This is a genomic window from Amycolatopsis saalfeldensis, from assembly GCF_900110575.1.
Classification (GTDB): domain Bacteria; phylum Actinomycetota; class Actinomycetes; order Mycobacteriales; family Pseudonocardiaceae; genus Amycolatopsis; species Amycolatopsis saalfeldensis.
Map to the genome: position 1 here is coordinate 267,308 of NZ_FOEF01000010.1, position 19,266 is coordinate 286,573.

16 protein-coding genes and 1 tRNA gene are annotated in these 19,266 nt (G+C 70.9%); 8 read left to right on the forward strand and 9 right to left on the reverse strand.

The window, feature by feature from the left end; all coding sequences use genetic code 11:
- Positions 1-128 precede the first annotated feature (128 nt).
- The 3 genes from BMY97_RS23565 to BMY97_RS23575 form a co-directional block, all read right to left on the reverse strand.
- Positions 129-2,774, reverse strand: coding sequence for an FUSC family protein (locus BMY97_RS23565; protein WP_091619710.1), 2,646 nt, complete (start codon positions 2,772-2,774; stop codon positions 129-131).
- Positions 2,775-2,791: 17 nt separating this feature from the next.
- The gene (gene ettA / locus BMY97_RS23570; RefSeq protein ID WP_091619713.1) at positions 2,792-4,468 is read right to left on the reverse strand and encodes an energy-dependent translational throttle protein EttA; all 1,677 of its coding nucleotides are present in this window, start codon (positions 4,466-4,468) and stop codon (positions 2,792-2,794) included.
- Between the two features lie 105 nt (positions 4,469-4,573).
- Complete coding sequence (locus tag BMY97_RS23575; RefSeq protein WP_177231509.1) at positions 4,574-6,592, reverse strand: bifunctional copper resistance protein CopD/cytochrome c oxidase assembly protein; 2,019 nt, start codon at positions 6,590-6,592, stop codon at positions 4,574-4,576.
- Positions 6,593-6,646: 54 nt separating this feature from the next.
- Here BMY97_RS23575 and BMY97_RS23580 point away from each other — a divergent pair, with 54 nt between their 5' ends.
- A complete protein-coding gene (locus BMY97_RS23580; RefSeq protein WP_091619868.1) occupies positions 6,647-7,285 on the forward strand; it encodes a histidine phosphatase family protein in 639 nt (212 codons plus the stop codon).
- Here BMY97_RS23580 and BMY97_RS23585 read toward each other — a convergent pair.
- Both BMY97_RS23585 and BMY97_RS23590 read right to left on the reverse strand, forming a co-directional pair.
- Positions 7,259-7,942 (reverse strand): sensor histidine kinase, encoded by a 684-nt coding sequence (locus BMY97_RS23585; RefSeq protein WP_245787449.1) that lies wholly within the window; start codon positions 7,940-7,942, stop codon positions 7,259-7,261. The two genes, BMY97_RS23580 and BMY97_RS23585, sit on opposite strands and share 27 nt — an antisense overlap.
- Before the next feature lie 101 nt (positions 7,943-8,043).
- Positions 8,044-9,216: an MFS transporter gene (locus tag BMY97_RS23590; protein WP_091619724.1), complete on the reverse strand. Its 1,173-nt coding sequence runs from the start codon at positions 9,214-9,216 to the stop codon at positions 8,044-8,046.
- 82 nt (positions 9,217-9,298) lie between these two features.
- Here BMY97_RS23590 and BMY97_RS23595 point away from each other — a divergent pair, with 82 nt between their 5' ends.
- The 3 genes from BMY97_RS23595 (at position 9,299) to BMY97_RS23605 (ending at position 12,321) form a co-directional block, all read left to right on the forward strand.
- Positions 9,299-10,366 carry a LacI family DNA-binding transcriptional regulator gene (locus tag BMY97_RS23595; RefSeq protein ID WP_091619727.1) on the forward strand — a complete coding sequence of 356 codons (1,068 nt, stop codon included), beginning with the start codon at positions 9,299-9,301 and terminating at the stop codon, positions 10,364-10,366.
- Between the two features lie 319 nt (positions 10,367-10,685).
- The gene (locus BMY97_RS23600; protein WP_245787459.1) at positions 10,686-11,147 is read left to right on the forward strand and encodes a peptidase inhibitor family I36 protein; all 462 of its coding nucleotides are present in this window, start codon (positions 10,686-10,688) and stop codon (positions 11,145-11,147) included.
- Positions 11,148-12,247: 1,100 nt separating this feature from the next.
- Positions 12,248-12,321, forward strand: a tRNA-Arg gene (locus tag BMY97_RS23605).
- A gap of 54 nt (positions 12,322-12,375) precedes the next feature.
- On the opposite strand, the gene BMY97_RS23610 is transcribed toward BMY97_RS23605, so the two are convergent.
- From BMY97_RS23610 to BMY97_RS47160, 4 genes are all read right to left on the reverse strand, one after another.
- The gene (locus BMY97_RS23610) at positions 12,376-13,536 is read right to left on the reverse strand and encodes a site-specific integrase (RefSeq protein WP_177231510.1); all 1,161 of its coding nucleotides are present in this window, start codon (positions 13,534-13,536) and stop codon (positions 12,376-12,378) included.
- Positions 13,536-13,829, reverse strand: a complete 294-nt coding sequence (locus BMY97_RS49370) for a helix-turn-helix domain-containing protein (RefSeq protein ID WP_342744049.1) — start codon at positions 13,827-13,829, stop codon at positions 13,536-13,538. The genes BMY97_RS23610 and BMY97_RS49370 overlap by 1 nt, the downstream gene beginning before the upstream one ends.
- Before the next feature lie 7 nt (positions 13,830-13,836).
- The gene (locus tag BMY97_RS23620) at positions 13,837-14,331 is read right to left on the reverse strand and encodes a hypothetical protein (RefSeq protein ID WP_143086260.1); all 495 of its coding nucleotides are present in this window, start codon (positions 14,329-14,331) and stop codon (positions 13,837-13,839) included.
- A gap of 455 nt (positions 14,332-14,786) precedes the next feature.
- Entirely contained in the window at positions 14,787-14,948 is a 162-nt protein-coding gene (locus BMY97_RS47160; RefSeq protein ID WP_177231511.1) for a hypothetical protein, read from the reverse strand.
- Positions 14,949-15,907: 959 nt separating this feature from the next.
- Here BMY97_RS47160 and BMY97_RS47165 point away from each other — a divergent pair.
- From BMY97_RS47165 to BMY97_RS23635, 4 genes are all read left to right on the forward strand, one after another.
- Positions 15,908-16,060, forward strand: a complete 153-nt coding sequence (locus tag BMY97_RS47165) for a hypothetical protein (protein ID WP_177231512.1) — start codon at positions 15,908-15,910, stop codon at positions 16,058-16,060.
- Positions 16,061-16,275: 215 nt separating this feature from the next.
- A complete protein-coding gene (locus BMY97_RS23630) occupies positions 16,276-17,598 on the forward strand; it encodes a hypothetical protein (protein ID WP_143086261.1) in 1,323 nt (440 codons plus the stop codon).
- 309 nt (positions 17,599-17,907) lie between these two features.
- Positions 17,908-18,297 (forward strand): hypothetical protein, encoded by a 390-nt coding sequence (locus BMY97_RS47170; protein WP_177231513.1) that lies wholly within the window; start codon positions 17,908-17,910, stop codon positions 18,295-18,297.
- Entirely contained in the window at positions 18,294-19,193 is a 900-nt protein-coding gene (locus BMY97_RS23635; RefSeq protein WP_177231514.1) for a tyrosine-type recombinase/integrase, read from the forward strand. The genes BMY97_RS47170 and BMY97_RS23635 overlap by 4 nt, the downstream gene beginning before the upstream one ends.
- Positions 19,194-19,266 lie beyond the last annotated feature (73 nt).

A 19,266-nucleotide genomic window follows, 5' to 3' on the forward strand; every position in this document is an offset into this window, starting at 1 on the left:
AAGGCGCCTTCGTGATCGGTTCAGTCAGAACCGGACTGGGTGGACCGGTAACCGAAACCGCAAAAGGTTGCCTCCCCGCACTGCGAGGATTGCCACACCGAATTCGCCTGGACGGGCGCGGCCGGACGTCAGTCGACGGACCCGTTCCGCTTCCCGTCCCGCCCGGCCGAGTGGCCGTTCATCGGCCGCTGCTGCCCGTGCTCGTCACGCGAGCCCAGCTTCTTCACCAGCGCCGCCGCGCTGGCCGTGCCGGCCTGATGCTCGGCCAGCGCCCGCGCCAGCAGCTCGGCGAGCCCCGCGTCCGGCGGCGGCTCGTCTTCAGCGATCGCCCGCGCGTAGCTCTCCGGGAACGGCTGCGACGTCGGCGTCCAGCTGTCGAAATCCTCGAGCGGGTCGAGCGAAGGCGGCATCCGCAGCCGCGGCAGCCACGGCTCCGCGGCGGCTTCTTCTTCGGTCAGCTCGGGCCGGGGCGGCGGCGCGAGGTCGCGCTTCCACGGCGGGTCGGCCTCGACCGGCGGCGCGGCCGCGGCCGGCTGGGTCTCGGAAACGGGTTCGGCCGTTCGCTCGGTCTCTTCCCGCGGCCCGGACTCGTCCGCCCGGCGACGGCCGCCGCCACCGGAGCCGCCCCCGCCGGAGATGCCGAGCCGGTCGAGCACCGACCGCGCGGCGACCGACCCGTGCTCGGAGTCGTGCCGGGTCTTTCGCCCGCTCTGCGCTTCCCGGCGGGCCCGTTCCTCGCGCGCCCATTCGTCGCTCTCCCACAGCGGCGCGGCGGTCTCGTCGGCGGGCGCCGGGGCCAGCGCCAGCTCCGGCAGGATGTCCGACAGATCCGGCATCGCCAGCGACAACCGCTTCGGCTCCGGCTTGCGTTCCGGCAGCGGGGCCGGTGCTTCGACGGCGGGCTTTTCGGCGACCGGGGCCTCGACGGCGGGTGCCGGTGCCGCGGTTTCCACCGGCGTTTCAACGGGTTCGGGCACCGCCGCCACCTCGGGCCGCCGGAACGGCTTGGCCCAGCCCGGCAACGCCGCGGGCTTGGCGGCGGCCGCACGACGGCCGGCCACGTCTTCCCGACGTCGCCGCCCGCCGCCGGTCTCACCGGCGCGTTCCACGCTCTCTTGCCGCTGCGGGCTTTCCGGCCGCCGCTCGGCGCCGTTCGCCGCCCGCCGGTCCGCGTCCTCCTGGCGTCGTTTGCCGCCGGACGCGGGCGCCCGGTCCTCGGCCACCGCCGCTGCCGGCTGCGATTCCCTTGCCACAGCGGTGTTCTCACGCTGCTCGACGACCGGCTCCGGCTTCCGCGCGACGGGTTCCGCCCGCCGCGGCGAAACCGGCGCGTCCGGCCGGTCGCGGATCACCGGGATGATCGCGGTCTGCTCGACCTCGCGCTCCCCGCCCGTCCGCCCGAAGGACCAGGAGGGCGTCACGCGCTCCGGCTCCGCGGGCGCCGGCGGTGCGACCGGCGCCTCGGGCACCGATCCCGCGACCGTGAAGTACGCGGTCTCGGCGGCCGGCTCGGGAGCGGGCCGGGACCGGTTCTCGCGGTTCAGCTCGGCCGGCCGCATGAACGTCGTGGTGTCGTCGTCCCGCAAGGGCTCCACCGCGATCGGCACCGGGCGCGGCGGCGGCGCGGCGGCCAGCACGTCGTCGAGGTCGACGGCCGCCAGGGTGTCCGCGCCGAACTCGCCCGCGAGCAGACCGCAGGCCTGTCGCCGCGAACGTGAGTGCAGGTGCTCCGCCGCGCGCGAACGGTGCAGGCACGCGATGGCCTCCTCCGCCCGGCCGAAGCGTTCCTCGATCTGCGAAAGCTCCAGCCACAGCCGCGCGGTGACGGCGTGCAGGCCGTGCCGCTCGGTGCTCGCGACGGCCTCGCGCACGAGTTCCGTCGCCGCCTCGCCCGCGCCGGCGGGCAGGTGGATCCGGGTGGCCACGGCCAGGCGGAGCCAGCTCGCGGGCGCGACCCCCGCGGCGCGCACCGGCTCCGCGAGCGTCGGCTGGGCGATCTCCAGCGCCATCTCCGCGTCGCCGCGGTCCAGCAGCGTGCTCACCAGCTGCAGCACGAGCCGGACGCGGACCAGGCCGCCGTCGTCCTCGGGGCGGTCCATCTTCTCCAGGAAGCCGAGCCCGGTGCGGGCGGCGTCGGCGGCCGCGGTGAGGTCGCCGTGCCGGCGGCGGTGCGCCGCGGTTCCGTTGCGCAGCAAGGCCCGCACGAGCAGCCGGGTGTCGGCGTCGAGCGAATCGTCGTGCTGCACCAGGCGATCGGCCTCGACGAGCACCCGGTCCAGCTCCGCCTTGCGGCCGAACTGCGCCAGGCAGCCCACCAGGTGGCACAGCGCCTCCGCGCGGTGCACCGGCGAAACCACGGGGTCCGACAAAACCGGGCGCAGCGCGGCGATCCCGGTCAACGGCGTGCCGAGGCTGCGCGCGCACACCGCGAGGTCGATCCGCAGCCGCGCGGCGATGTCGCCGTACCCGGCGTGCTCGGCCGCGCGCAGGGCCGCGACCGCGCGGCCGACCGTCGAAGGCCGGGAGCCGATGCGCACCCGCGCCGACACGACCAGGCTCTCGGCCCGGATCCACTGCTCGTCGGCTCCGGCGGCTTCGGCGAGCGCGGCGGCGCGCTCGCCGAGCACCAGAGCCAGTTCCGGGGCACGCAGGTGCAGGGCGTCCGCCCGTTCGATCAGCCGCCCGACCGCGGAAAGGGTCCCGCCCGAAGCAACGGCGGAGCGCCCGCCCACGACTGCGGGCGAGCTCGACCGGTTGTGCCTGCTGGCTTCCACGCGGGACCCCGCCCCCTTTAGTCGCGGGTCAGCTTGCGGTGGGTGACCCGGTGCGGGCGCGCGGCCTCGGCGCCGAGGCGTTCGATCTTGTTCTTCTCGTAGCCCTCGAAGTTGCCCTCGAACCAGAACCACGACGCCGGGTTCTCGTCCGTGCCCTCCCAGGCCAGGATGTGCGTCACGACCCGGTCGAGGAACCACCGGTCGTGGGAGATCACCACGGCGCAGCCGGGGAACTGCTCGAGCGCGTTCTCCAGCGAGCCCAGCGTTTCCACGTCCAGGTCGTTCGTCGGCTCGTCCAGCAGGATCAGGTTCCCGCCCTGCTTGAGCGTCAGCGCCAGGTTCAGCCGGTTGCGCTCGCCACCGGAGAGCACGCCCGCCGGCTTCTGCTGGTCCGGGCCCTTGAAGCCGAACGCGCTGACGTACGCGCGCGAAGGCATTTCGGTCTGCCCGACGTGGATGTAGTCGAGCTTGTCCGAAACCACCTCCCAGACCGTCTTCTTCGGATCGATCCCGGCGCGGTTCTGGTCCACATAGGACAGTTTGACCGTCTCGCCGATCTTGACCGTGCCCGCGTCCGGCTCCTCGAGCCCGACGATGGTCTTGAACAGCGTGGTCTTGCCGACGCCGTTCGGGCCGATCACGCCGACGATGCCGTTGCGCGGCAGGTCGAACGACAGCCCGTCGATGAGCACCCGGCCGTCGAAGCCCTTGCGCAGCTTCTCGACGTCGACCACCACGCTGCCCAGCCGCGGGCCCGGCGGGATCTGGATCTCCTCGAAGTCGAGCTTGCGGTGTTTGTCGGCCTCCGCCGCCATCTCCTCGTAGCGGTCGAGCCGCGAGCGGGACTTGGTCTGGCGGGCCTTGGCGTTGGACCGCACCCACTCCAGCTCGCTGCGCAGCCGCTTGGCCAGCTTGGCGTCCTTCTTGCCCTGGACTTCGAGGCGCTCGCGCTTCTTCTCCAGGTAGGTGGAGTAGTTGCCCTCGTAGCCGACGACGCGGCCGCGGTCGAGCTCCATGATCCACTCGGCCACGTTGTCCAGGAAGTACCGGTCGTGGGTCACGGCCAGCACGGCGCCGGCGTACTTCATCAGGAACTGCTCCAGCCACAGCACGCTTTCGGCGTCCAGGTGGTTGGTGGGCTCGTCGAGCAGCAGCAGGTCGGGCGCGGACAGCAGCAGCTTGCACAGCGCGACCCGGCGGCGCTCGCCACCGGAGAGGTGGGTGACCGCGTCGTCGGCCGGCGGGCAGCGCAGCGCGTCCATGGCCTGCTCGACGGTCGAGTCGAGCTCCCAGGCGTCCGCGTGGTCCAGCTCCTCCTGGAGCTGTCCCATCTCCTCCATCAGCGCGTCGCTGTAGTCGGTCGCCATCAGCTCGGCGATCTCGTTGTAGCGGTCGAGCTTGACCTTGACGTCGCCGAGCCCCTCCTCGACGTTCTGCCGGACCGTCTTCTCCTCGTTCAGCTCCGGCTCCTGCATGAGGATGCCGACGCTGGCGCCCGGCTGGAGGAACGCTTCGCCGTTGCTGGCCTGCTCGATCCCCGCCATGATCTTGAGAACGGTGGACTTACCGGCACCGTTCGGCCCCACCACGCCGATCTTGGCGCCGGGGTAGAACGCGGTGCTGACGTCGTCGAGGATGACCTTGTCCCCGACGGTCTTGCGCACCTTCTTCATGGTGTAGATGAACTCGGCCATGCCAGCGATCGTAGAGTGGCCCGTTCCGCGCCTCGACGGCGGTCACCGTGGTACTACCGACGGTCACGCCCAGATCACGCGGACGGCATCACCGCCCGGCGTGTCTCACTCGACTCGCTTGCCGTCGGCCAGGTTCTTCAGCATCGCGTTGTACGCCGCGAGTTCCTCGCCGCCAGTGTTCTCCTCGCGCCGGTCCTTGCGCTTGGCCTCGCGCTCGTCGGCGCGCGCCCACTGCACCAGCAGCGCGATCAGCACCAGCAGCACGGGCACCTCGCCCGACGCCCACGCGATGCCGCCGCCGAGGCGCTGGTCGGTGAGCAGGTCGCCGACCCACGGCAGGCGCAGCTGCGAGTAGAAGAGCTGGCCGATCACGTTCTGCATGTTCATCAGGATCACGCCGAAGAACGCGTGGAACGGCATGGCGGCGAACATCATGCCGAGCCGCCCGATCGGCGGGATCCGCCGCGGCGCCTGGTCGACGCCGATCACCGGCCAGTAGAAGACGTAGCCGGCGAGCAGGAAGTGCGCGTTCATCGCCAGGTGCGCCCAGTGGTAGTTCAGCGCCGAGTCGAACAGGCCGGAGAAGTACAGCGCGTAGAACGAACCGACGAACAGCAGCAGCGCGACGATCGGGTGCGTCAGGAACCGCGAGACGGGCGAGTGCACGGCCGCCAGGAGCCACTCTCGCGGCCCCGGGGGCGCGTCACGGCCCGCGGACGGCAGCGCCCGCAACGCGAGCGTCACGGGGCCGCCCAGCACCAGCAGCACCGGCGCGACCATGGACAGCATCATGTGGCTGCCCATGTGCACGCTGAACATCGCCGGCGCGTAGCGGCCGATGCCCGAGGACGTCGCGAGCAGGATCACCAGGCAGCCCGCCAGCCACGCGACGATCCGGCCGACCGGCCAGGCGTCGCCGCGTCGCCGCAGCCGCCACACACCGGCCAGGTAGAGCCCGGCCATGACGATCGCGGCGGTCCCGTAGACGAGGTCGAACCGCCAGTCGGTGAGCAGGCGCCAGAACGTCGGGGCGCCGTCGAGGTTGTAGCCGATCAGCAGTTCGGTGGTGGAGGGCGTGGTCACCGCGTCGGCCGGCGGCGGCGTCCGGGCCAGGCCGGAGGCGAGGCCGATCGTGACGAACATGATCAGCACCTCGACCGCGGCGAGCCGCAGCAGCTGGCTGCCGCCCTCGCCGTTGACCAGCCCGGCGACGCCGCGGCGGCGCTGCTGGTGCCCGAAGACGCCGAGCAGCAGCAGCGCGACCGTCTTCGCGACGACGAGCAGGCCGTAGTCGGTGGTCAGCAGGTCGCCGAGGTTGATCCGCACCAACGCGTTGATCACGCCGGAGATCGCCATCACGATCCAGCACACCAGCGCCATCCGGGAGAAGCGCTTCGCGGCGATCGTCAGGTGATTGCCGCGACGCCAGCCGAGGGCGAGCAGGGCGACCAGCCCGCCCACCCACAGCGAGGCGGCGACCAGGTGGAACAGCAGGCTGTTGGTGGCCATGTCGTGCGAGCCGCCACTCGCGGAGTGGCCGGTGACGGCGACCGGGATCAGCCCGGCGACGGCGACGAAGAACAGCACCGTCGTCCAGCCCCAGGTCAGCACGAGCCGGCAGCCGAGGGCGAGCAGGACCGCGATCAGCGCCGTCCACAGCCAGGCCTTCGGCTGCTCGATCGCGTCGACCAGGTCCAGGAGTGTCTGGGGCGAAAGGACTTCCCCGAACGGCTTGCCCGCGCCGTCGGCCGCGGTGAACGCCACCGAAAGCAGCGCGGCGGCGAACCAGACCCACGCGGCGATGCCCGCGGTGCGCACCGCGGCGTAACCCTCCGGCCCGAGCGTGCCGGACTTCTGCGGGGGCACCAGGAACGCGGCGAGCAGCAGCGCCCCGATGCAGACGACCGACGCGGCCTCCGAGAGCACCCGCACGACCGTGATGCCGTAGCGGGTGACGAGCCCGGGGTCGGGCAGTCCCGCGATGAGGTAGCCGGCCCCGCCGGTGAGGGCGACCAGTCCCACCGCGATGAGGGCGGCGAGAACCACCCCGACCGACAGCAGCGGCAGCACGCTCGCCCGGCGCTGGGCAGGCACTTCCGGTTTCGTCACGGCATCCGAGGGCACCTCACGAGCCTAGGCCGGGCCGCTTTCCCGCGGAACGGGGGCATGATGGGTGCGGTGCGGATCATCCTGCTGCGTCACGCCGAGTCGCTCGGGAACGTGGACGAACTGGCCTACACCCGGATTCCCGACCATGCCATCCCGCTCACCGGGGCCGGCCGCGAGCAGGCCCGCGAGACCGGCCCGGCGATCCGTGAACTGCTGCACGGCGACCGCCCGGCCGTCTACCTGAGCCCGTACCTGCGGGCCCGGGAAACGTTCGCGCTGCTGGGAATCGAGGGCGCGTGCGAGCGCGTGGCCCAGGAGCCGCGGCTGCGCGAACAGGACTGGGGCAACCTCCAGGACCCCCGTGAGCAAGAGGTGCAACGGCAGCGGCGGCACGACTTCGGGCACTTCTTCTACCGGCTGCCGTACGGCGAATCGGGCGCAGACGTCGACGACCGTGTCGCCGGGTTCCTGGCCGACCTGGCCCGGCGCGGCGAAGATCACCCCGGGACTGTGCTGATCGTCTCCCACGGGCTCACGATGCGGCTGTTGTGCCGCCGGCTGTTCGACTGGAGCATCGACCTGTTCGAGTCGCTGTCCAACCCGGGGACCTGCGAGTACCGCGTGCTGGAGTCCGACGGCGGCAAGTGGCGGCTGGACCGGCCGTTCGCGCAGTGGCGGGAATCACCCGACGGGCAGACGCAGGGCTAGTGGTGCCCTGAGCCGGACGCGGGTGCCCTCGCCGGGCGCCGAGTCGATCGTGGCGTCGCCGCCTATTTCGGTGAGCCGCCCGACGATCGAGTGCTCGATGCCGAACCCGCGCCGCCGGTTCTCCGGGCGGAAACCTGTGCCGTGGTCCCGAATTGTGACGCTCACGCCGTCGCGTCCCGCCTCGACGGAGACGACCGCGCGGCGCGTGCCCGAGTGCTTCAGCGTGTTTCGCAGGGCTTCGCGCGCCGCGCCGTGCAACGTGTCCACGGTCGCTTCGGGCAGATCTCCGAGCGCGGAGAGTTCCACGACCTCCGCGGCGAGACCGTCCGCCGCGAGTTCTGCCGTCAACGCGCGCAGCCGCGGTACGAGACCTGCGGGATCGTCGGGGCTGCTCAGGTTGTCGAGGCTGAGGCGCAGGCGAAGCGCGTGCTCACGCGCGGTCCGGCGTACGCGGTCGAGGCTGCCGACGGGGTCGACGACGTCCGCGGGCGCGGGCAGCGCGAGCGCCTCCATCACCTGCAGCACGGTGTCGTGGACGGCGCGCCGGTGGCGTTCGCGCTCCGCCGCGCGGCCACGGCGCTCCCCGACGCCGAGCGCGAACCAGGCGGCACCGCCGAGCAGGACGAGCACGGCCGCCGCCGCGATAGCCACCGACACGAGTCCCCTCCCCAAACCAGTCTGAAATGGCGTTGTCCGCGCATTCATTTCAGTTTATGGCGAAGTCAGCTTGCCCCGGCGGGCGTGGGGTGTCAACGGGGTCAGGCGGACGCTGTGACCTCTTCGTGACGCCGGGCGCGCACGGCGGCCAGCGCGGCCGGGACGATCAGCGCGGCGATCAGGGCGACCACCACGAACGAGACGCGGAACGACGTCGCCTGCGCGATCCCGCCGATCAGCGGCGGACCGGCCAGGAAGCCGGAGTAGGCCACCGTGGAGACGAACGCCAGCTCCCGCTCGCCCCCGCCGCCGTCGGCCCGTTTCCCCGCACTGCCGGCCAGGCTGAGCGCGAGCGGGAACGCCGCGGCGAGCCCGGCCCCGGCGAGCGCGAAGCCGACGTACGCGAACGCGGCGGGCGTGAAGACCGCGGCGCAGACAAGACCGAGAGCGGCAACGCCGGCTCCGGCCGCGAGAGAACGCGTCGCGCCGAAGCGCTCCTGACTCCACGCGCCGCCCAGCCGGGCGAGCGCCATGGCCAGCGAGAAGCCCGAGTACGCCAGCGCGGCCGCGCCCTGCCCGACACCGTGGGCGGTGACCATCAACAGGGCGGACCAGTCGGAGCTGGCGCCTTCCGCGATCGCCGAGCACAGCGCGATGGTGGCCAGCAGCCACAGCGCGGGTCGGCGGATCGGGGCCCGCACCGGCGCCGTCGCCTTGGCCTCGCGCGGCGGCCGGTCCCCCGGCACGGCCTTCAGCACCACCGCGAGCACGATCAGCGCCCCGATCGCGGCCACGCTCAGGTGCCGCGCGGGCGACCAGTCGTGTCCGGCGGCCAGCCCGGCCAGCAGCGAGCCGGCGAGCGCGCCGAAGCTGAACCCGGCGTGCAGCGTCGGCATCACCGCCTTGCCGGTGCGGCGTTCCACGGCCACGCCGGCGATGTTCATGGCGACGTCCAGCGCGCCGACGCCCGCGCCCAGCACGAAAAGCGCGCCGGCGAGCAGCACGACCGACGGGGAGAACCCGACCAGCGCGAGTGCCCCGGCGGCGACCAGCGTGCTGCCCGCGACGGCCGCGCGAGCGCCGTAACGTTCGGTCAGCCGGCCGGAAAGCGGTGCGCCGCAAAGCATTCCGACGCTGGCACCGAGCAGCGCGAGCCCGAAGACCCCGGGCCGGGCGTGCACGTGCGCGGCGATCGCGGGGGTGCGCGGCGCCCACGAACCGAGCGCGGCGCCGTTGAGCGCGAACACCGCGAACACCGCCGTCCGGTCGCGCATCTCGCCGTCCTCTCTGCCGGGAGCCGTTGGCCCAGAATGACTTAAGCGCTTCAGAAAGTCCAGGTCGCGCTATGCTCCGCCGATGACGAGCACCCGGCGACGGCGGCCGACGCTGGACGACGTCGCGGAGGCGGTCGGGGTGTCGCGCGCGACCGTGTCCAACGCCTACAACCGGCCCGACCAGCTGTCCGCGCAGCTGCGTGAGCAGGTGCTGCTCGCGGCCAAGAACCTGGGCTACCCCGGGCCGAACCCGACCGCGCGCAGCCTCGCCACGAGCCGGACCGGCGCGATCGCCTTCCTCCTGGACTCCTCGCTGTCGGCGGCGTTCTCGGACCCGGCGCTGTCGGTGACCCTGGACGCGCTGGCGAAGGCCGTCGACCCGGCCGGGCACGCCCTGCTGCTCTTGCCCGGCACCGAAGCGCAAGGCGGGCCGCCCGCCGAACGGGTGCTGGCGGCGCAGGCGGACATCGCCGTGGCGTACTCGCTCGCCGACGGGACACCCGCGCTGGAGCCCGTGCACGACCGCGGGCTGCCGCTGGTGGTGATCGACCAGCCGCTGTTGCCGGCCACGGCGCGCGTCGGCTGTGACGACCGGGGCGGCGCCGCGCTGGCCGCCCGGCACCTGCTGGAGCTGGGGCACCGCCGGTTCGGCGTCCTGTCGGCGCCGCGGCTTTCGTCCGCCGGCCCCTCGGGCCTGGAGTCCGCGCGGGCCAGCTCGTTCCGCGGCACGCGCGAACGGCTGGCGGGCTACCTGGAGACGCTGGCCGAAGCCGGGGTGACGGACGTAGCAGTGTCGGAGGCGCCGTGGCTGTCGGCGGACAACGCGGCGGCCAGCGCCGCTTCGCTGCTTCGCGGCTCGCCGCGGCCGACAGCGCTGCTGTGCATGTCCGACCAGCTGGCGCTGGCGGCCGTCGCCGCGGCCCGCCAGCTGGGGCTGCGCGTGCCGGAGGACGTCTCCGTGGTGGGCTTCGACGACATCCCGCAGGCGGCCTGGGCGGACCCGCCGCTCACCACCGTCCGCCAAGACCTGGCCGGCAAGGGCCGCATCGCCGGCGAACTGGTCCTGCACCTGCTCGACGGCGGCACCCCGCCCCCGCCCGTCCAGCTACCCGTCTCGTTGATCCGGCGAGACAGCACCGCGGCCGTTTAGCAATACCGCTCACCGATCTGTGGACAAGCGGCCCCCTTCCGGGCGAAGGAAAACTACTTGTCCACAGACGTAGGAATGCGGGCAGACAAATCCCCCATTACCCGCCATCGTGGAAACCACACATTCCACGGCGGCCCTTTCCGGCCGCCCGAAGAGGGGGAGTTCCATGATGTTCCGCCGAGTGCCGGTGCCCGCGTTCCCGGCTTTGCCCGCGTTGCCTTCGCCTTCGTTGCTGTCGCCGCCCTCATTGCCTGCGCCGCCTTCGCTGCCGTCTCCTTCTCCTTCTCCTTCGCTGCCTTCGCTGCCGTCTCTGCCTTCGCTGTTGTCTCGCCGCCCGCACCTGCCGGCCCGCCTACCCCGCGTCCTCCTCCTGGCCACGGCTGGTCTCCTCGCCGGCTCCGGCATCGCCCAGGCCGCACCGTCCCCCGCTTCCTCTCCCGCAACGGGATTCACCGCACCTGTCAGCGCACCCGCTCCGGCACCGGCCGGCACACCCCAAACCGACCCGGCCTGCGCAGTCGGCGAATTCTGCGTCTGGCCCCAGGAGTCCTACGCCGGCGACGCCCAGCATTTCGACCTCCGCACCAGCAACCCGAGCGACTGCATCCCCCTGCCCGAGGGATTCGAGTCTCATTCTTTCGTGAACCGCATGACACGCGACGTCACCATCTACCAAGGCGAAGACTGTTCGACCGAGGGAGATTTCCACACCTATCCGGGTGGCGGCACTTACGTTCCGCAGTCCCCGTTCGTCGTCCGCGCCATCAAAATCTGGGAATAGCCCCCCGACCGGGCCCGCCGAACCGGTTAGCTCCAGGCCGAGTCGACTCGCAGCCGATCGCCGGACCCAGGGGCCGCTCCCCCAGCGGCCCCGCCCCGTGGACGCACCTTCCGCCCGGTGCGTCCACGGGTTCCCCACCCTCCCGGGGCGCCGCCCCCGTTGCCTCCATCGGCGCCCCGGGAGCCCTTGCGTCATCCGCCGCAGGCCATGAACCTGCTGCTCACCACTGCAGGTCATGAACCTGCTGCTCACCGCCGCCGTACGCCCACCGCTCCCGTCACCTACGCACGCCCCTTGCCCCGCCGCCGCCCTCCTCGCACCCGCCGCCCCATCCCGCCACTGCCGTCCTGCACACCCGCGACCCCGCCCCGCCTGCCCACCTGCCCGCCTTCCACGCCACTTCCGTCCCAGCTGCCCGCCTTCCCCATCACCCCCGTCCCAGCTGCCCGCCTTCCCCATCACCTCTGTCCACCCGCCCGCCTTCCACGCCGCTCCCATCCCGCCTGCCCGCCACCCCGTCCCGCACTGCCCACGTGCCCGCCTACCTGCCGCCCCCGTCCTGCACTGCCGTCCACACGCCCGCCGCCCACACTTTGGCGCCGCCACCCCCGGGCACGCCTGCCCGCCACCCCCGTCCCGCCAATCCCGTCCCGTGCACACGCCACCCCGTCCCGCACTGCCATCTCGCCCATCTGCCCCGTCCCGTGCGCCCGCCCCGTGGCGCGTGCCCACCACTCCCGTCCCAGGCGCCCCCGCGCCGCACCCACCGCCGCCGCCCCACACACCCGCGACCCCCGTCCGTTGAAGCCGCCGCCCGTGCCCACCACTGCCGTCCCGGCCACGAACCGACATGGCCCGCCGACGCCGGTGACTGCCCTTACCTCCACCGTCCGCGCTCATCCCGCCCACCCACCGTCGGTGATCACCGGCCCCACCCGTCCCGTGCCCGGCGCCGGGCACCTCACCCCGCGGGTGATCCCGCGAGAAACCCGTGCAAATCCGTCACCGAAGACCTGAAACGATTCGACGGTGTCGAACGATCGAGAGGATGGTGATGACTAAGCTGCCGATGCTGGAGATCGGCAACCGTCGTCGACCGGGCCCTCGTAGCTCAGCTGGATAGAGCAAGAGCCTTCTAATCTCTAGGTCGCAGGTTCGAGTCCTGCCGGGGGCACAAAGGCCCTGGTCACGGGAGTGACCAGGGCCTTCGTCAAGGGGCTTCCCACACTTAACCCATAGGTTTCACCGGCGGGCGCTGATGGAGGGCAGCGCTGGCTTTGCCGCTGACAGTGCCGCGGCTCATGTAGACGTCCTGGGTAGTGCTGGGCTTGTCGTGCCCCAGGTAGTCGGCGATCTGCCGTGCGGTGAGTCCTGCATCATCCAAGATGGTGGCGACGTAGTGCCGCCAGTCGTGCGTGACCAGCCCCTCGAACTCGGTCCCCGCTATAACCTTGCGCATGTCCCTGCGAGTGTTGTCAGGATCACGGAGTGTGCCGATTGACGTGGGGAAGGCCCACTCCGAGGTTGCGGTTGCGTAACGTCCTTTGAGGACGTCCATGACCCAGCTGGGTGGCCGGATGCGCCGCATGCCAGCCGGGCTCTTGGTGTAGGGCTGAACGATCAGGCCAACGCCCTTGACCCGGATCACGGTCCCGTGGAAGTAGATGGTGCCATCATCGAAGTCGATCGAGGTCGCCCAGTCGAGCGCCAGCAGCTCCCCGATGCGGCAGCCCAGCCCGGCGAGCACCTCCAGAATGTCGACAAGGTCCCACTTCGCCGCGGCCTCGGAGGCGCGAACCAGACCGAGCACCCCGCCCACGTTGGTCGCGTCGATTCGCCCCTGCGGTTTCGCTCCCTTGGACCGTTTGCCGAGGGACTCGATCTCACGCACGGGGTTGTCCTCGAGCGCGTCGTGCCGAACCATCAGCGCGTAGATGCCCGTCAGTACCGAGCGAGCGGTTTTCGCGGCGCCGCTCCCGTTCTTGTCGCGGATGGAAGTCAGGACCCTGTTGGCCATCGAAACCTTTCCGGCTTGCCGGACCGTGAGGTTCGCGAGCGGGCGCTTCAAGTAGCCGTTCCATGAGTACTTGTAGTCCTGCTTCGTCCGCGTGGCCTTGTCAGACTTGGCCAGCTCTTCGAAGTACATCTCCGCGACCACGGACACCTTCGTCTCGGCGGTGATCTCGGCGTCGCCTGTGGCGCGAGACCTGTCTCTCAGCGCCTCCAGCAAAGCGTTGGTCGCCTTCGCTGCGCTGGCACCTGCCCGTTCGACTGGCCTCGCGACGCCGTCGTAGTCCTTGTACAACGCTGTTGCCCGGTGACCGCCGGTCTTGCGCGCGTAGGTTCGGACCTTTCCCCACGTGCCGAGCGGCATCGGCGGCCGGGGCATCAGGCCTCCCCTTGTGCTTTCACCCAGGCCTCGACGTCCTCCGGGAGGTAGCGGATGTGCTTGCCCATCGGGCGGCCGACAGGCCCGTAGTTTTTGGCACGCCATTTGCGGAGGGTGTTGACGGAGATATCGAGGTAGGCAGCAACCTCATGCACGGTGAGCAGTTTGCCACCCAGGGGCGTTTCTATTGGCGTATTTGAGTTTGTGGTTGCTTCGGGCGCGGTGCGCGGTAGCGGCGGCCAGTTCGCGCTCGGCTCCGCCGAACTCAGCCGCGCGCGTGAAGTGACGTTCATGTCGATCTCATCCTTTCGCAGACCAGGCCGCCGATAGCGAAATTGCCGACGTTCCGGCAGGGGGTGACGGTGATCCGCTGGCGGAGCGCTGAGCGTCCACGCGCAACGCCTCAGCCCTGGCCGGGTCCCAGTCGATTGACTCCCGAAACGCCGGCAGTTCCACTTCCCCCTCGGCCAGCTCCTCGGAATTGAGGTCAGACTCTTCGGCAATGTGCCACTCCTCGCGAAACTGGACCTGCCGCAACCTCTTTGCCTTCGATACGCCGGGGAAGCCCTGTAATTCCACGGTGGACCTGCACGGCGCCGACATATATCTCGGTCCGTCGGCCTCCCGGTCGCCGGGATCCATCGTGGACGACCACGTGCACACGAAGTCGTTCCCCGTCGAGACCCGGATGACGTCGTCAGTCAAGTGCGGCCGCGTCAGCCAGGGACGTGGCTGCTGCTCGAGGTCGAAGGGGCGGGCGTCGCCATGGGTGACGGAGTTCAGCTCCGCTTCCATCTCTGTGGCGATCCTAATCTGGCTCGGGCCAACGCTATTCGCAGAAGCCTTGTCAGCTGCGCACGCGAGTATCGATAGGACAGACATCCAAGACCTCTCATACGTCGATGAGCTGTCTCGTTCCACCCGCGCCCTGCGCGGCGAGCCCCGTCCGAGTCCGTCCCTCGTCCCGCGGCCCCGGAGGGTCTCCCGCGGTCTGGCGTCTGCCTGGATCGGCAGTGCAATCCGTGCGCCGCCTTGGCCACAGAATACGTGAGGACAGTGCGATCGCACCACTAAAACCACTGAGACGATGCGATTCCAGCATTACTTGAGGCATGCCTTCCGACCCTGGGCTTACGCCCGGGCCACGCAGCTCGTCGCTAACCGGCCCCGGTTCCCCGTTCACGCAAGGCCGGACAGGTTCGACCGCTCAGCCTCACTCCCCCGAGGCGTCCGTCGTCGTGCGAATCGGCTCAGACTCGTCGATCAGGGATGAACGGTTCTTCGTCGCCCGGGTCGGCAAACTGTCCGGGCGCAGCCCTCGGATGGTCCTGGTACAGGACGTCCGTTGCGGCCCGGTCCCAGGCCTCGGCGAGGTCGTCTGCGTCGAGGATGCTCTCCCAGTCGGCTCCCATCACTGAGACCCTAGCCGCACACGTCGAGGATCCTCACCACTCGGGTCATGCGCTCATCGGCGCGCGCCGGGATCAGCTCCTCCAGTTCGGCCGTCCTGCGGCGGGCGGGGAGGCGCGCTGCCTGCGCAGACGACGTCGTTCCGGGTCGCGCAGTGGAGGCCAGTTGTCGCCGGCTTTCAGGGCGCCGCCGCGGACGACCTGTGAAGAAGGTAGGCCGCACGCTGATGTGGTCGGTGCCGTGCTGCGCCAGCCGGCCAGCACAAACCGGATTTGCCGTCCCGCCGCGGGGCTTGTACCGGCCCGATCCTTGGCACTTCCGGGTCTTCTTCAGGTCCGGTCCGGGTCCTGTCGTGGGCCGGGACTGTGTGAGGTCTCGCTCGGGGCCCGCTTGTGTCGCTGTGTGGACCGTTACTGGGCCGCGAGGAGTCCTGGGACTAATCGAGGTCGCCGACGGGTACACTCTCAGCCCCGTACCGGCCTCACCTGAGCCCAGGATCAGCCCGCTGCCTTCTCGTGCGCTGGCCTGTCCGAGCTCCGATCGGCGGCGCGAGCGAGACCAGCAATGATCCACCGGAACACGGTCGCGAACGACGATCACCAACGACGTCGGCGCGATCCGCAGTGTCGCGAAGGATTTCGGAGAGCTGATCGCGATGCCGCTGGCGCACGGGTCCGACGGTGAGGCGAGGTTCTGCACCTGCCGTGTCAGCCACGACGATTTCGGGTCGGTGGCCGGGTTGAGGTGACCACGCACCTGTTCCGGCAGCCGCTGTCAGAGCGATTCGAGGCACGAGCAACCGCAGGGCCGGCCGGCCGGGTGAGTTCGTACGCGAACCCGGCCAACCTGCGGCAAGTCGAACCATCGATCCCTCGCCGCGGGTGGACCGCGCGGTGGAGGCCGCCGGAACTACACCCCGATGTTGGAGTGCATCGCGGCAACTGGATGGCAGGGTGAGTGCATGGCCCCGGAGACACCCACCCAAGCCGGACTGGCGGAGACACGTGCGCTGCGTGACGATCTGAGCATGGGACTGTTCTCCCGGCTCTGTGACCCGATCGACGACCGGCAGGCCCCCGACTCGGAGCGGGCCAGCGGGCCCGCCGTGCCGTGAGCGCGCTGGCCGCGCTCGTCCGGGCGCTCGCCCACCGCCTGCCCGAAGAGGAGCGTGAGCTCATCAGCCTCGAACTGGGCGAGAGCGTGCACGACCCGGGCACCGTGAGCACCACCCCGGCCGAGCACACCGCCACCGGTTCCGGACCGGATTGGAAATACCTGTGGAGCGCGCTGACCAATGCCTCCGAGCACGCCGGCCGGATCGAGGCACTGTTGGAGCAGAAGCAGGCCTTCTTCGATTTCGAAGACATCACCGGCGCTGCCAAGGCGCTGCGCGAGCAGATCGACAGCGCGTACAACCTGATGTGCATCGCACCCCGGATGGACGAACTGGAGCTCCACACCGGTGACGACCTGGACACCGTGCGCCTGGCGGTGGATCTCCGGCGGGCCGAGATCGTCGACGCCGAGCTCGCGCCGATGCGGCCGAAACCCGCGCCCGACACCCCGACCTGGACAATCGACTACGACGAGCACGGCGGCTTCGTAGCCACCAGCAGCGACCAAACCGGCGATGGCACCACACCCTGGAAGTTCTGGGGCTCCGCGGCCACCGCGGACTCCGCCGCACACACTCTGACCTGGTACTTTCTCGACCGGCCACCGCACATCGACTTCGACCCGCCGCAGATACCCCGGCCATGTGCCCGGACGGGCCCGGACTCCGACCGGTCTCGGGAAGGCCCCTCGGTGCTGGATCTACTCAAGCGACGCGGACCGATCTACGAGCAGCACCTCACCGCCTGCAGGTCCGCCCGGGAGGTGCTGCGCGAGCACCCCGACGACATCAAGAGCCACCTGGCCAAACGGGCCGCCCAACTCAATACGACCGATCCGCAGCTGGACGAGCAGAGTGTGCTCAACCCGCTGGGCTCGCCGCGCAATCACGACCACGACGGCTTCGCCATTACCGTGCAATGGGTACCCACGCACCTGGTCGTGGGCACCGACCACCGACGCTGGGGCGACTTCGGCGACCACCGCCCCTATATTCCGTTCGACATCGTCCAAGGCCTGCTCACCAACGACCTGGACGCCTTCATCGACGAGCTGTTCGGTCGCCGGATCACCCTGCTGCGCACCCCGGCCTGGGCCGGGCCGCTGTATCGGGTCGGCGAGAACGGCAACCACCGCATCCACACCGCGCGGATGCTGAACCTGCCGTGGCTGGCCGCCGCCGTGGCAGTCGAGGCGACCGCGCCGTCCTGGGACATGCTCGACTTGATCACCGACGACCCCGACACCACGTCGCAGCGCGACCAGCCGTTCGAGAAACGGATACACGACCGCACTCTGCTAGTCGCGGGACTGATCCGCCGCGAGATCATCGACGGCGAGCTCACCGACAACGGACCGCAGCCCACACTGCACTGCCACCGCCTCCCGGCAGCGTGGCTGCTGCGGCCGGCGCAATTCGCCACGAAAGTCAACGCCGTCTACGAGTCCCGCTATCCCGGCGCGCTGGCGCAGCTGGGGATTCCGATCGAGGTCGGGACCGACCCGGACGCATGGACCCGTTGGCTGACCGCCACGTAACCGCCGTCCCACGGAGACGCGCATCGGTATCCGCATCCGCCGATACCGATGCGCACGCGGAGCGGATCTTGCCGCCCACGTGCGGTTCACCCGGGCAGTGCCCCGAAGCGATCAGCAGCGACCACGTGTCGTGAGGCGGCCACGCACCGACACCATCCGAGCCGGCCGGTACGCCGCGCCGGACGCCGTGCAACAGCTCGAGACTGTGTTGCCTGGTGGACGGACGGTGCTGTCGTTCCGACGGCGCACAGTCGAGTTGACCGGCCAACGTTGACGCCGGGACGGTGCCACCGCCGGCGAGGGCTCACGGTGCACGACGCCCACCGGGACCGGCTGAACCGGATGATCGCGGTCAGCGCCGCCGAGCGCACGGTGGCGGACAGGCGCCAGGCCGACCTGCTCCAGCAGCAGAAGGCGGCGCGGCAGCGCTGGGCGGCGGCGAAAGGCCAGCTGACCAGAGCCCGCAAGGCCGGAGACGCGGACACGATCGCCACCGCGGCACAACGGGCCGACGACGCCTACCGCGCGTTCCTCGCGATCTCCGACGCCTCGATCGACGAGCAGCAGCAGATTCTGGGCACCCGCCTGGACACCAACGGCGCACTGCTCGAACAGATGGACCAGACCTGGGACGCGGGATCCGCCGTCATCACCGCGCTGGCACACCCGGCGCCGCCCGGCGCGGTCGGCAACCGGTGACCACCGAGGTCATCCCGCTGCACACCGAGGTCGCCGAAGCCGCGGAGCAGGCCCTGGCCACGCTGTCGCGCTACCTCAACCGCTGCAAACTCGCAGCCAACACCGTGCGGGCCTACCGCCGCCAAGCCGTCGCCTACGTCGCCTGGTTGACCGCCCGCGCCGCCGACCACCCGGACGCCTTCGCCGACCAGGTCGGCGCCGAGGCGGCGGTCACCACGTGGCGGCGGCACCTGTTGCGCGGCAAGAAATCCAGCCCGGCCACGGTCAACCAGGCCCTCGCCGCCGTCACCCTGCTCTACGAGCACGGCCCGCAGCTGCGCGTCATCGTCAAGCGCGTCCGGGTGCCCAAGCCTGGCGAACCCGACGCGCTGGAGCCCGCCGAGCAGGGCAAGGTCGAACGGGCCTCCCTCCGCCGCAGCGAACGGGACGCGGCGATCATCGCAGTCCTGCTCTACACCGGAGCCCGGGTCGAGGAATGCGAACAGCTCGACCTGGACGACGTCGCGATCACCCCACGCACCGGCAGCATCCGCCTGCACGGCAAAGGAGACGAGGTCCACGACGTCCCGATCCCGGCCGTCGCACGGCAACGGATCATGGCGTGGATCGCCGTGCGCGGCAACCACCCCGGCCCGCTGTGGACCGGACAACGCGGCCGGCTGACCACCTCGGGCATCACCCAAGTCGTCCTCGCCGTCGGCAAGGACGCCGGGTTTCCCGGACTTCGCCCCCACAGGCTCCGCCACACTTACGGGACACGGCTCCGGCAGAACGGCGCCGACGTCGCCCAGGTCCAAGCCCTGCTCAACCACGCTTCGATAGAGACCTCAGCCCGCTACTTCCGCGCTGGCCGGGCCGAACAGACCGCCGTGGTCGAGGCCACCTTCGAGCAATAGTCATCCCGACGCCAACTCGCTGACCAGCGGACTCACGCTCAATGGCGGCTCATGACACCGTCCTCAACGACAG